General features: G+C 51.3%; 8 protein-coding genes. 3 read left to right on the top strand and 5 right to left on the bottom strand.

Features of this window, described 5'->3' with window-relative positions:
• Nucleotides 1-128: 128 nt before the first annotated feature.
• Both lipA and DFER_RS15850 read right to left on the bottom strand, forming a co-directional pair.
• Entirely contained in the window at nucleotides 129-1007 is an 879-nt protein-coding gene (lipA, locus tag DFER_RS15855; protein WP_015812660.1) for a lipoyl synthase, read from the bottom strand.
• Between the two features lie 62 nt (nucleotides 1008-1069).
• Nucleotides 1070-1747, bottom strand: coding sequence for a hypothetical protein (locus DFER_RS15850; RefSeq protein ID WP_229206018.1), 678 nt, complete (start codon nucleotides 1745-1747; stop codon nucleotides 1070-1072).
• Between the two features lie 296 nt (nucleotides 1748-2043).
• Here DFER_RS15850 and DFER_RS15845 point away from each other — a divergent pair, with 296 nt between their 5' ends.
• Nucleotides 2044-3300 (top strand): 3-deoxy-D-manno-octulosonic acid transferase, encoded by a 1257-nt coding sequence (locus DFER_RS15845; protein WP_015812658.1) that lies wholly within the window; start codon nucleotides 2044-2046, stop codon nucleotides 3298-3300.
• Between the two features lie 34 nt (nucleotides 3301-3334).
• Here the strand turns inward: DFER_RS15845 and DFER_RS15840 are convergent, their stop codons facing one another.
• Nucleotides 3335-4447, bottom strand: a complete 1113-nt coding sequence (locus DFER_RS15840) for an ROK family protein (protein ID WP_229206017.1) — start codon at nucleotides 4445-4447, stop codon at nucleotides 3335-3337.
• Nucleotides 4448-4900: 453 nt separating this feature from the next.
• Here DFER_RS15840 and rsgA point away from each other — a divergent pair, with 453 nt between their 5' ends.
• Together rsgA and mce are read left to right on the top strand one after the other, a co-directional pair.
• Nucleotides 4901-5836, top strand: coding sequence for a ribosome small subunit-dependent GTPase A (gene rsgA / locus DFER_RS15835; protein WP_015812656.1), 936 nt, complete (start codon nucleotides 4901-4903; stop codon nucleotides 5834-5836).
• An 86-nt stretch (nucleotides 5837-5922) separates the two neighbouring features.
• Complete coding sequence (mce, locus tag DFER_RS15830; protein WP_015812655.1) at nucleotides 5923-6327, top strand: methylmalonyl-CoA epimerase; 405 nt, start codon at nucleotides 5923-5925, stop codon at nucleotides 6325-6327.
• Nucleotides 6328-6330: 3 nt separating this feature from the next.
• Here the strand turns inward: mce and tamL are convergent, their stop codons facing one another.
• Both tamL and DFER_RS15820 read right to left on the bottom strand, forming a co-directional pair.
• Nucleotides 6331-8766: a translocation and assembly module lipoprotein TamL gene (gene tamL / locus DFER_RS15825; protein WP_015812654.1), complete on the bottom strand. Its 2436-nt coding sequence runs from the start codon at nucleotides 8764-8766 to the stop codon at nucleotides 6331-6333.
• Complete coding sequence (locus DFER_RS15820; RefSeq protein ID WP_015812653.1) at nucleotides 8756-13690, bottom strand: translocation/assembly module TamB domain-containing protein; 4935 nt, start codon at nucleotides 13688-13690, stop codon at nucleotides 8756-8758. Before DFER_RS15820 ends, tamL begins: the two co-directional genes overlap by 11 nt.
• Nucleotides 13691-13709: the final 19 nt, after the last annotated feature.

The following is a 13709-nucleotide window of genomic DNA, read 5'->3' as shown; positions in this document are numbered from 1 at the left end:
TTAGATATTCAGTTTGAGAATTCTATCGATTGAATAGATTTTCCTTCCCAAAACACGTCCAAATTGCAAAAAAGCCGGCATAGTACCACTACGCCGGCTTTGCCGTTTGATCAATATATCTTCACAAATCAGATGGGTACATTCACGTGTCGTTCCGCATGATAACTCGAACGTACCAGTGGCCCTGACTCGACATATTTTAGTCCGCGTTTCAGCCCTTCTTCCCTGTAATTATCGAACATCTCGGGTGTGATCCATTCGATTACTTCATGGTGCATTTTGGTAGGTTGCAGGTATTGTCCCAAAGTCAGGATATCAAGTCCGTTTTCGGCCAAGTCGTCCATTGCCTTGTACACTTCATCCTGCGTTTCGCCCAGGCCGAGCATAATGCCGGATTTGGTGCGTTGGCCGTATTCCTTCGTACGTTTGATCTGTTCGAGGCTGCGGGCATATTTAGCCTGCGGGCGTACCGCTCGGTATAAACGTTCCACCGTTTCCATATTATGCGAAACCACCTCCTGGCCTCCTTCGATCATGTGAATGAGGGCCTCCCAATTGCTTTTCACATCGGGGATCAGCGTCTCGATGGTCGTTTCCGGCGTGTTTTCCTTCACCTGGCGAACCGTCTGGTACCAGATTTCGGCCCCCTTGTCTTTCAGTTCGTCGCGGTTTACAGATGTGATCACCGCGTGTTTCACCTGCATCAGCTTAATCGCCTCCGCCACGCGCCGTGGTTCGTCGGTGTCGTATTCGTTGGGCCGGCCGGTCGCTACCGCGCAGAAACTGCAACTTCTGGTACACACATTGCCGAGGATCATGAAGGTGGCCGTTCCAGCGCCCCAGCATTCTCCCATATTCGGGCAGTTGCCGCTTTCGCAAATGGTGTGGAGTTTATAGTTGTCGACCAGCTGTCTTACTTTCCTGAATTCAGGGCCTGCGGGGAGTTTGACCCGGAGCCAATCGGGACGTTTTCTGCGTTCCGATGGTATTACTGGCAATTCAATCATATCAATCTGTAATCTCCGAAGACGCGTCGTTGCCGTGCGCCGTCAATTTATAAAAGTGGTAATTATCTTTTCTTACTTCCAAAATAAAGGGTCAGGTATCCGGACGTAAAAAAGGCCTTGTTTTGCGCATCGGCCATGATGGTTACTTTCCGTGAAAAGGCTTCCGCGATAAACCCAACTTCAACACCCGTCACATTGTCACGAAAAGCGCTGAGTTCGAAACTCATGGCAGTTTTAATATGCAGCCCCGGCACCACTTTCGATTTCCCGAATCCCTGGAAAAAGCTGCCTGCACCGATGATATCGCCCGGTCTGTTGGGATCGAAAGGCTCGGTGGTCACGCGGCCGTCGGAGCCCTGGTATTGCACCATATAAGGTTTCTCAAAACCCAGCGACGGACCCGCCGCAATGATGCCACTGATCGAGATGCCTTCGTCGTCCTGGCGGCTGAAAAGCGCTATTTCACGTCCGTATTCGGGGCGCAGCACAAACAGGTAGTTTTGCTTGCCATATACCAGCCTCGCGCCGGTGATAAAGTCTTGTGTGGATAGTTCTTTCGGATGCTTCACATTCACCAATTCCAGCGCCAGGTAGCGGTAGGCATTCTTGCCAAACATTTTCGAGCCCAATGCCGATGACTGCCGGAATACTGCGCCTCCGAGAATCCCCGAGTTGGTATTGGTTGTAATGCCCACAGAGGTAAATGATTTATAGGTCTCCTCGGTGTCATCGTTCTTCACAGACCTGCGCTGAGCGTATATTTCTGTCGATAGTGCAAACAGAATCGATACTGAAAGTAAAAGTTTTACACGCATCATATTATTAGTATAAATTCTCTGTGACTATGTATGTGTCGTATGAACAGTGAAAGTACAAAATAATAGCGTATGCTGCTGTATATCGACACCACATTAACGGTTTTTTGTACATTTATGTTCTTGAAACGAAAAAAGAAACAAAAAAGCCTCCTGGCCGTCTCTTTTCGGTTAAAATACCGGTCGTTTGTTGCTCTTCTAATATCCTTTTAATCAGAGTTTTGGTGAAAATCATTTATCAGGTCGCCATTCAGGTTTTCGCATTTCTATTCCGGTTAGTCGCACCTTTCAATCCCAAATTAAAGCTCGGCGCCGAGGGCCGGAAAGGCCTTCTCGATCGCTTACGCAGCACTTTTCCAGCCCAGTCGGCAGGGCGGCCGGTAGCGTGGTTCCACGCCGCGTCGCTCGGGGAATTTGAACAGGGAAGGCCGGTGATCGAAGCTTACCGCGAAGCTTTTCCGGACCATTTTATATTGCTGACGTTTTTCTCGCCTTCGGGTTATGAAATCCGTAAAAATTACACGGGAGCCGATCTGATCTGCTACCTGCCGATCGATACGCCTTCCAATGCACGGGAATTTGTACAAATCACCCGTCCGCAGGTGGCCTTTTTTATCAAATATGAATTCTGGTTTAACTACCTCCGCGAACTGCGGAAAAACGGAAGCTATATTCTTTCTTTTTCAACCATTTTTCGTCCGAACCAGATTTTCTTTAAGCCGTACGGCGGCTTTTTCCGGAAAATGCTCGGCTATTTCGATCATTTATTTGTCCAAAACCAGGCTTCCGTAACACTGCTGAGCGGCATCGGCATCACCCACGCCAGCATCGCAGGCGATACCCGGTTCGACCGCGTGCGGGCCATCGCGTCCAATGCGCGCGAGTTGCCGGAAATCGGCCTGTTCAAATCCGGGAACCAATGTCTCATCGCAGGCTCGGTGTGGGACGCCGATATGCAGGTGCTCATTCCGGCGCTGAATGCATTGACAGGTAAATTGAAGGCGATCATCGCGCCGCATGAGATCAAGGCAGACGAAATTGCCGGCTGGCGCGCAAAGTTGAGCGGTCGTTCCATTTTGTATTCGGAAGTGGCGGCAGGGCAAAATCCGGAAGGGTTTGACTATTTGATTATTAACAATATAGGGATGCTTTCGTCCTTGTATCGGTACGGAAATATGGCTTACATAGGCGGTTCGTTTGGTGTCGGGCTGCACAACATCCTTGAAGCTGCGACATTCGGTTTGCCGGTTGTTTTTGGGAATAAAAGCTATCACCGGTTCCAGGAGGCCGTAGACCTGATCGAAAAAGGTGGCGCATTCGCAATGGCTGATTCCAATGCGTTGCTGCAAATGCTGGAACGGTGGGTGAATAATCCAGGATCAGCCTCCGCGGCGGGTGGAATAAGCCGCGAATACGTGCATTCGGGGACGGGTGCCACCGGGCGGATCATGCAAAAAGTAAGGGAGGCAATGCGCTGACGGCACCTTTTCAGGCACCATCAGCCAATGATTTTCAGGAAAATTCCTTCGTAATGAGGTTGTCGAACAGGTAAGCCTGTGTCCCCAGCAGACGGGCTTTGGAGCCCAGCTTGGAAATGTGGATCGACAGCGGGTTTTTAAAATCCGACAGGCAGTATTTGTTGATCGCCTGCTCAATCGGGTTGGAAATGAACGGCCCCGCTTCGGCCAGCAACCCGCCAACAATAATCACTTCGGGATTGAACAAATGAACCGCGGTAGCCAATCCCTTGCCCAGTTCGGTTCCCACGGTGCTTAGCAGGTCGATCGAAAACTCGTCGCCCGCGTGCACTGCTTCAATAATGTGAGAAGTTTCCAGCTGTTCGAGGTCGTTGTTCACAATCTGTTTCAGGATCGTGGCCCGGCCGCTGTGGATGCCTTCCTTGGCCTGGCGAATCAGCGCAATGGCCGACGTGATCGTGTCCAGGCAGCCCACTTTGCCGCAATGGCAGAGCATACCGTCGGGTTTCACCTGAATGTGGCCCAGCTCGCCCGCGAAGCCCGAAGCGCCGTTGAACACCTCGCCGTTGATGATAATGCCCAAACCCACACCCCAGTCGATATTGATCGTGAGCACCTGCGATTTATCTACCGCATATCCGAAGCGGTGCTCGCCGATGGTGGTGGCCTTCGTATCGTTGAAAAGGCACACGGGCAGGTCGAAATGCTCTTTGAGGTACGTTACCAGCGGCACACCCGGCGGTGTAAGGTTCAGGTAAGTTAAATTAATACCCTGTGAAGAGTTGATCAGCCCCGGCATCGAAACGCCGATGCCCCACAGCTTGCTATGTGAAATGTTATTGGATTTCAGGAAATCGTCGGTCGAGGCAAAAAGCTCTTCCAGGAAGTTGGCAGAGTCGTCGAGGCGTATGGCAACTTTTCTTTTGAGGATCAGCTGGTTATGCAGGTCGAAAATAACGAGCTGGGTGTCATGGCGGTTGATGTCCATGATCAGCGTGAGGTACTTTTTCGAATTCAGACCATATAGTACCGGTGGGCGGCCAGCTCTCGCCGGGCCAGTCCCGGTTTCGGTGATCCAGCCTTCGCGCATCAGATCATTTACAATTCCGGTTGCGGAGGGGATACTCGCGTGGAACAGCTTTGCCATTTTGTTAATGGAAGTGTCCCCATTTTGATATAGATGCAGCAAAAGGCTGCTTCTAATGCGATTTTTGCGAATATCAATCACCGAACTCGGTTCTTCTGCCACTAAGTCCATTATGCGGAGTAGAAAATATTAATAGGATAATGTTTTTAATTTTCTTTACGATTGGGTGGTACTAATGTATGAAATAATCAGAAAAAACGGCGTTGATTTTAAAAAATATTATTATTTGTTGTAAAATCCTTAGCAGATCGGGCGATATGCCAAACGTTTTCTAATTGATTTCGCAGTCACAATGGGGATTCCGGCTAAAATGGAGCAGGTTATACGTAATGTTCATAAAAAATCAGTCGCGCCTGAAAACTACTTATCTGGCTCCCGATTTTGACTTAAACGGTAATTTTTAGGGACTCTGCCAAAGTCCTTTTAAATTCGCTGATTCCAAAATAAAGACAAATGGGTTTAATAAGGGGTTTGGTGCTTCGTTCGACGGGTTCGTGGTACGATGTCAGGGATAGCAGGGACGGGCACATCTGGCAGTGTCGTTTGAAAGGTAAGTTCAAAGCATTAGGTCTGAAAGTGACCAATCCGATAGCCGTCGGCGATTATGTCAATTTTGAAGTGGAGAACGAGGGCGAAAACTTTGGCATTATCCATGAGATCGTGCCGCGCGAGAACTATGTGATCCGTCGCTCGGTGCATAAAACCGCACACGCACACCTCATTGCCGCGAATGTGGACCAGGCCATTCTGATCGCAACACTCGTTTTTCCGCGCACTTCCCTTGGCTTTATCGACCGCTTCCTGGTGGCCATCGAATCTTTCCGCATTCCCGGCGTGCTCGTATTCAACAAGCAGGATTTGCTGGATGATGAAATGAAAGGTTTTCAGGCGGAGCTGATGGAACTGTACACGTCGCTCGGCTACCGCTGTATCGCCACAACCGCCCTCGCGGAGCTCGGTCTGGAAGATTTTAAGCAGATTTTGAAAGGCAAAGTTTCGCTGCTGTCGGGGCACTCGGGAGTGGGGAAATCAACCCTGGTGAATGCCATTGCGCCCGACCTGGATATTAAGACGCAGGAGGTATCCACATTTGCGAACAAGGGTGTACACACCACTACATTCGCCGAAATGTTCGAGCTCGAAAAGGGTACGTTCATCATCGATTCGCCGGGAATCAAGGAACTTGGTCTGGCAGATATGGAGAAGGAGGAAATCAGCCATTACTTCCCCGAAATGCGAGAGAGGCTGAATGAATGCCGCTTCAACAATTGCCAGCACATCAACGAGCCGGGTTGCGCAGTGAAGGATGCCGTTTCGGAAGGGAAAATCGCGATAACGCGTTATGAGAGCTATTTGAGCATGATGCTGGGGGATGATAACCGGAAGTAGGGGAGCTCACTGAATGAATGAGTGAATGAGTGAATGAGCCGCCGTGGAACGGGGAATGAGCCGCCGTGGTGCGGTAAACGGAACGGATGATGACAAATGTAGAACATATTGGTATTGCGGTGAGCGATCTTCTGGGGGCGGAAACGCTCTATGCAGCGCTTTTGGGTGCGGCGCCTTATAAGCGGGAGGAAGTGGAGTCGGAGCAGGTGTTGACTTCGTTTTTTAAAGTGAACCAAACTAAAATAGAGCTGCTGCAAGCCACCGGGCCCGATAGCGCCATTGCGCGTTTCATTGCCAAGAAAGGGGAAGGCATCCATCACATTGCCTTCGAAGTCGACGATATTCTTGCTGAAATGGACCGCCTCCGCAATGCGGGATTTACGCTCCTCAATGAATCGCCCAAACGCGGCGCAGATAACAAGCTGGTCTGTTTTGTACATCCCAAAAGCGCCTACGGCGTGCTGATCGAACTTTGCCAGGAAATCCGGTGAGGGCTAGAATGGCAGCCCCACCGCGATGTTCAAGATCAGGTTCTCCTTTCTCCAACTTTTACTTCCGAATTTGATCTCATTGAAAACCCACGGGTTTTTGTATTTGATATCACCCTCGGGTGTTTCTGATTCAATTTCCTGCGTGTACCACGGCTTGCGGAAAGGCGTGGCGAGGTCGAGGCGGAAAACCAGGTAGGAGAAGTCCAGACGAAGGCCTATCCCGCCGCCTACGGCGAGCTGTTTGAAAAAGTCATTGCTGATAAGCGCCCGCTCGTCGTAACCCGACCGCTCCGCACTACCGAACGACCAGATATTGCCGGCATCTACAAACAGCGCTGTGTTGATAATGTCGGTAAACTTAATGCGTATTTCCGAGTTGAATTCCATACGGATGTCGGCAAAAGTCTGGTAGCCGAACAGCGCGATAGAGCTTGAATCCGGCGGATAAACGCCCGGCCCGAGTGATCTTGCCCGGAAGGCCCTGATACCCGTGCTACCACCGCCGAAATATTGCTTGAACAGCGGCGTCTGCATCGTTTTGGAATTACCATACGGCCTGATTGCACCCAGCAAAAGGCGATTAGCCCATTTGATCGACGGCGTGATCGTGCGGTAGTATCTTACATCACCATCCAACTTGATATATTGAAACACCGGCACCCCGAAAAGCTCTCTTGGAATGCTGTCGTACTCCATCTTTTTGGCAATAAGGCTCAACAAATTCCCGCCGTAATCGATACCGCCGCTTAATGCAAACTGGTTTTTGCTGAATGGGCGCGGCGTAGGCCGGAAAGAGATCGAATAGTTAGAACCCATGATGAGGTACTTCGTTTCGAGGATCGTCAGGTAACGCTGTACGTCCAGCGGGTTCGTGTCCGGGTCGAAGATGATCTTGTCGTAGGTTTCGTAATTGATATTCCTCGGCTCCACAAAGTTGATTGAAATGGGCGTGAGGGTATGCTCGACTTCGGAATTACGCCGCCACACGTACGACCAGTCGCCGCGGATGGAGCGGGTGGTGTAGAAATTGCGCTGGATGCGGTTTTCGTAATTGAGCGATAGGATCGTTTTGGGCAATGCCTGGCTCTTTTCCGGCCTGATCCGCACGAATGGGATAATAAAGCGCGGGAAAGAAAGATCGGCCTTTGCCCCGTAACGGATGTACTCGTTTCCGATGTTGTTCGATGAGTTACGGTTTCCTCCCAGCTGCACGTCAAAACCGAAATAGGCGCTGAGCGCGAGCATTTCGGCCCCGCGGAAGAAGTTACGGTTTCGCCAGGTAACATCCAGCTGCGAGCCGCCGAGGTTGTTGGATTTGGTACTGGCCGAAAGGACGGTTTGCAGCGACTTTTTCTTCATCGGCGCGAGGTCGTAATACACGTCCAGCAATGCCGAATCGGAGCGGGGAACGAGGTCGAAGCGGTTTTTGACAAAACGGAAATTTTGCAGGTTTACCAACCGTTGCAGCGACACGTCGTGCATGGTATTGGTATACATATTACCCCTTCTGAACCCGATCGCGTCGTAGAATATCCGGCGTTTGTACTTGTTGCCGGGGTCGGTGACGTTGATCCCTCTCCGCAATGGACCGCGCGTGGCAAGGGCGGTAGAATCGGTTTGCTGGCTTTCCTCCGTGCCGGTATTGACGAAAATGCGGTTGATGAAATACTGTTTCAGCGAAGTTTGCGCAGTTTCTTTTTTGACTTCCAGGTATAAATTAACCTGCTGCGGCCCGAGCGTTGAATCGGCGCCGCCAATCGTGGAATCGACCTTGACGATCAGATGATCCGGGTTGAAAAAATAGTATCCTTTGCCTTTCAGTTCCTGATCAATGCGCGTGCGTTCGGCGCTGACCACATCGAGCCGGATAGGGTCGCCTTTTTTCAGAAGGGTTTTTGCCTTGGCCGAATCGAGGTCGCGGTTGAAGCGCGAACTGTCGGGAATGACGTACGTGAGCTCGTTGATCACGTAGCGCGGCATGACATACGCATTGTACTCCGTAACCGCCGTGCGCTTTTTCTTCTTTTTATGAGGCACGATTTTACCCTTCACCGACGACCGGTAATAGCCTTCATTATCCAGGTAAGCTACCATATTGGCGGCATTAATGTCCACAATGCGTTGCGTTGCATAGCGCGGCGGTTCGCCCAGTTTTTTCCTGAACCAGCTCCGCAAACCGCCCTCGTCTTTGGGTTCGCCTATCCAATAATAAAACCAAACTTTCCACGGAAACCCGAAAAGGGTTTTGTTGGGCGGCGGCTTGATCAGCCCTTCGAGCTGGGACGACAAGCCGGACACATTAGGCTTCGACAGCGTGTCGGCCTGCACATTTACTTTGTTACCGACATAAATGCTCTGGCCTTCGGGCACGTATCGATTTACCGAGCAGCTCCCCAGGAAAATACAAATGGCCAGTAAATACCCGATATTACTTCTCATTGCGCTGCTTTTGGAAAATTTCGCGGAAAAGATCATAGTCCGCCGTAATGATAAAACTAACCCCGGTTTCGATGATGAACCCTTCGAGGATGGATTGGTATTGATTTTTGCGATAACCGCGGAACATATAGCGGCCGTCGCGGCTGATCAGGTAATCGAGTGCGATGTTGTCGAACACTTCTGTGGAATTGCCGGTATTGTTGCGGCTTTCGAGCTCGAAGTTCTTGCCTACGGAAATTTTCAACCGGTCGTTCAAGAATGCTTTGCTCAGCCCTACATTGAGGTCGGTGCGTGCTCCCTGGGTTTGATCTGCCGTTGAGTTCAGGCCAATATTGAGGTCTACGCCCTTGATGAGGTCGGAGGCGAGGTTATTGAGCTGGTCGCTGAGCAGCTGACTCACGCTTTGCCGTGCCACTGCTTCGGCGCTCGATCCGATGTTGAAACCGGCCGTCGATTGATCGGTAATAAATTTGTTCGTGATCAGCAATGCAAATGCCTGCTTGTTCATTTCCGACGGGTTATGCACCATATCGTTCCAGAACGTCTGTTGGGTAATGTCGTTTTTAACATTCGCGTCCACCACATCGTCCGGTATCACGATATTGAATGTGATGTTCGGGGTGGTGAGGTTCCCGGTGATCACAACCTGCACTTCGACCGGTATTTTGCTCGCCCCCTGGAATTTCGAGGAAATGGACCCCGGATCGACCATCACCGGATATGCGGCGGTAATGTTCAGGTCGGCTTTCATCGGATCTCCGGTCCAAAGGAGCCTGCTGTCTTCTTTTATTTCAAACTGTCTTTTCAGGATTTGCAGCGTCAGATCATAAGATCCCTCGGTGAGGTCGTATGAGCCAAGCAGGAATAGCTGGCCATTCGGCGCTATACCGGTGTTGAGGTGCGCATTGCCTTTCAGGCGGATATTGTCGCCATTCAGCTCGTCGATTACCACTTTGAACTCCGATTTGTCGTCGACGTCGATATCCAGTGAGATTTGTGAAGCAAAATCGACGACTACGCTCTGAGCGGTTTCCAGCGAGTCGTTTTTGGCAACCTGTGTGGAATCGCTCATGTCCACGAATTCGATCACGCCTTTGGTAGCATCGCCCGCTTCGGTGGCATCGCTTGGCATTACGAATGTGACATTACTGCCCGGGTTGACCTTCACGCTGCCATCCACGACCGATTTTGCGCCCTGGCCTTTTACGGTAAGGTTCGCATCAATGGCCGCCTTTCCGAAAAACAGCTCATTCTGTTTTTGCGTCGAGTTGAGGACATTGAAGTTGTTGGCCGAAATATTAAGGTTATACCCCACATCCGGCAGCTTGGCAATGCTCACATTACCATTGATCTTCATCGCCTGGTTCAGCGAGTCGGTGATCGTGAAGTTGTTGAAATTGATATTCTGGCCGTTGAACTGGATCTTCTGGCCGGCCAGCGAGTACCGCGATCCAAGCTGCGTTGCATTAAATGCTACGTTATCGAAATTGATTGCGCCATTGAGCCGCGGGCTGTCGGTGGCGCCCGTGATGGCGATATCGCCCGTCAGATTGCCCTCCGCCCGTTTCAGCTCCCCGAAACTGAATGCTTCGATCGTTTTGGCGCTCAGTTTTTTCAGGTCCATTTTGAAATCCATCGGCGAATCGGATTTCAGGTTATAGCTACCCCCGATATTGACGTCGTTCTGGTCGCTCACGAGCGACATTGCCACGCGGATCAGGTTCTCGGTTTCATTCGTCGATTTGAGCGAAAGGTCGCCGACAGGTATCTGAGTTACTGCGAGATCGTTAATCGTAAGCTCGCCCGTATACACCGGCGACTTCATATAATCGCTCAGCAGCACTTTTCCATTCAAAGTACCCGCCGCTAGGGTCGAATCCAGCGTGGCGATCTCGATCAGCGGGCCGATGGAGATGTTGGACATTGCGATGTCAAGCGGGCTGTTCGGAGCGTCCGAAGTAGAGTTGATTTTCAGCGACTGACCATTGTTGCTGATCATGAAGTTATTTACAAAAACACTGTCGGTCGCGTACTGAACATAGCCAGCCGTGTCGGTATCCCATTTGGCGTAGTTCAGCAGCAGGTCGTCGCGGAGGTTGAGGCGGTACCGGCTGCCATTCACGGCCAGGTCGCCTTTTACCGAATGGCGTTCGGTATTCAGAGAGTCGCGCACCGTGAAATCGAAGCGGACATTGTTATTCACGATCTGGGTCGCCAGCGAGGCGTTCTGCATCCGGAAACCGCCGGTGTTCACCATGCCTACATTTGCATTCAAAGCCGCATTGGCATCCACCGTGCTGAAATCCACCGCCACACGCTCCACACGAATGCTGTCGTAATCGACCATTGGAATGCTCAGCCGGGCTACCAGCGACGAGTCTTTCTGGTTGTCCATCTCGGCCCGGAAACGCACCGTATTCAGTTCGCGGATCTGCGGAACGAAGACCTGGATCGCCGGGTGGTTGGTCACAGTGGCATCCAGCGCGAAGTTGACGGGCTTGGTCACTTCGTTATAGGTAATGTCGGGTGATTTGAAATGCTTCCCGACTTCGGTCAGGATCGCGTCGCCGAGCTCGGTGTACGAATACTGGCCCGTCATTTTGGCTTTCAGAATGGGCGATTCAATGTAGGCCTGTTTGCCGCCGCTGGAATCGGTAAGCTGAACGTTCACACTCGAAATACGCACCGGCCGGCCATGGTGCGTGAGCACGAGACTGTCCATTTTCACCGTTCCGAGCGGATTTTCAGGGTTTGTCGAGGGCATATCGACTTTGATATTACCCTTCACCTGCAAAGAATCAGCGTACAGATTTAATGCCGTAAGATCCAGGTTCGACACTTCCAGATCCGCTTTGACGGACGGATATTCTTTCGACAAATCGGCCTGTGCGGTAAGGTCGAGGCCGATATTGCGGTCGTTCATGTCGGCCGAAATATTAGCCATTCCATGATCGATGTCGCCTTTCAATCTCAGGTTTTGATAAACATAACCTTTAATATCCGCGCTTTCGATATTACCGTCGAGGCGCGCTTTCATGGTGTTGGGCGCGTAGCCTACGCCCTCCACGTCCGTGCGGAGCGTGAGCTTGCCCATTTCGGAAGGCGGCTGTTTCATCAGCTTGCCGAGGTCGAATTCGTTGAATGCCAATGTGCCTGTGTATTGCGCCCTCAGGCTGTCGGTAATGTTTTTGAGATTCCCCGAAAATGTTCCCGTACCGAACGATGTGTTGATGGTCGTCGCGAGGGTGAGGTTTTCCATGGAACCCTTCACCTTTCCTGAGAGCTTGATCGTCTCCGGCAACTCTATCGAAGCCGGCACGGCGCTGTCGGGCAGCATTTTCATCAGGTCGGCCTTCGTGGATGATATTTCGTTGATATTCAGGTCCAGGGCGAGCTTGTTGGCGTCGGGCAAGCCTTTCACGCGGCCGTCGGCGCTTAGCACGGTGCCGTCGAGCAAAGAGAAGTTCGCTTTGGAGATCAGCATATCGTCCACCGAGCCGGTGATTTGCCCCGTTCCTTTCACGACGCCATTCGGCTCCTGGTCAAATGGAGGCGTTTTGGCAAGGTCGGGAGCGAGCAGGAGAATATCGGCGAATGCGATGCGGCTGTCGGTAAGGCGGAGTTTGAGCTTCACTTTGCCGATGTCGTTCGTCAGCTGGTCGAGGTTGTTGTAGCGCAGGCTCAGCTCGTCGCGAATAAGCGTGTTGGGTGTTTTTACATAAAGGTTCCGGAGATACGTCTCTTTGGCGCCATAAGCGAAGTTGGTCCGCAGTGCATCGAGCCTGAAACCGCTTTTGTCTTTAAATGAGGCCGATTTGAGCGCTCCGGCGATGTTTTCAGGCGAAAACAGGAAGTCCTGCAAATCGACATTGAGGTCCTGGATATTCAAGTGAGCATAGTCCAGGCCTTTGGGAATGGCAGGAGAATTGAAATCGTCGTAACGGATGTCGTTGTCCGCCAGCTTGATTTCCCCGACTTTCACATACCAGCCGGGCGTGTCCGAAGCGGTGGTGTCTTCTTTCGCCGGGGCAGCTTTCGGTTTTTTGGCAAATTCGGCAAAGAGCGACATGTTTTGCAGCGAAATGTTCTTCACATCCACGCGCTGGCTGCCCATGTACACATTGTTGACATGCCCGGCAAGCTTTCCTACCGTCATGCCGTTTTTCAAGCCCGACGTTTCATCGTCGAACTGCCATTTAAATTGTTGAATGTCAATGTCGCCAACCTTGATATCCAGCGAGTCGGCCGGGTCTGGCGCGGGCTCGGGGCCTGCGGCGGCGACTTTCAATGCCGGGTACATCCGCAATTTTACCTCGCTGTTATGCAATGCGGTGTTGGTGAGATGATATTGCGAGAGGGTCGGGTTGAATTTGTCGAATTTCACGACGGCTGAGTCGATTTTGCCGGATGCGTCGGTGCCGATGACCGCGTCGCGGTAGGAGAAGCGGACGTCTTTGAGCGAGATTTGGTCCAGCCGCATATTCAGCGGTTTCGAGGCGGCGGTGTCCACTGTGGTGGTATCGGTACCAGCGAATGCATCGACGATAAACTGGAAATTGAAGGTGGTATCGGGTAAAACGCGATTGATATTCGCATTCACGCCTTCCAGTTCCACTTTGTTGATCCCGATATCGCCCTTGATGAGGCTGTACATATCCAGGTCAACATACAGCCGCTTGCCGGCTACGAGCGTGTCGCCCTTCAAATCCTCGAAATACACGCCTTCCAGCAACACCCAATCCGGAATATCGAAACGCACTTTCTCGATATTGACTTTGGTTTTCAGCTTTTTACGCAAAAAGGAGTTAGCCTGGGACGTTAAAAAATTCTGACCGAACGGTGTCTGGATGCCCCAGACCAACACGCCAACCAGAATCAATACTGTCAGGATTATTATGGCCAATACTTTTAGTGCTTTCTTCATCCCTGGCTTTTTTCCGCCT

The organism is Dyadobacter fermentans DSM 18053, from assembly GCF_000023125.1.
Lineage (GTDB): Bacteria > Bacteroidota > Bacteroidia > Cytophagales > Spirosomataceae > Dyadobacter > Dyadobacter fermentans.
This window is presented reverse-complemented; position numbering and strand designations above follow the sequence as displayed.

Excerpts from the sequence above, each read along its gene's own strand:
- rsgA (WP_015812656.1), top strand. The coding sequence starts at position 4,901 with ATGGGTTTAATAAGGGGTTTGGTGCTTCGTTCGACGGGTTCGTGGTAC.
- lipA (WP_015812660.1), bottom strand. The coding sequence starts at position 1,007 with ATGATTGAATTGCCAGTAATACCATCGGAACGCAGAAAACGTCCCGAT.
- DFER_RS15840 (WP_229206017.1), bottom strand. The coding sequence starts at position 4,447 with ATGGCAAAGCTGTTCCACGCGAGTATCCCCTCCGCAACCGGAATTGTA.
- DFER_RS15820 (WP_015812653.1), bottom strand. The coding sequence starts at position 13,690 with ATGAAGAAAGCACTAAAAGTATTGGCCATAATAATCCTGACAGTATTG.
- mce (WP_015812655.1), top strand. The coding sequence starts at position 5,923 with ATGATGACAAATGTAGAACATATTGGTATTGCGGTGAGCGATCTTCTG.
- tamL (WP_015812654.1), bottom strand. The coding sequence starts at position 8,766 with ATGAGAAGTAATATCGGGTATTTACTGGCCATTTGTATTTTCCTGGGG.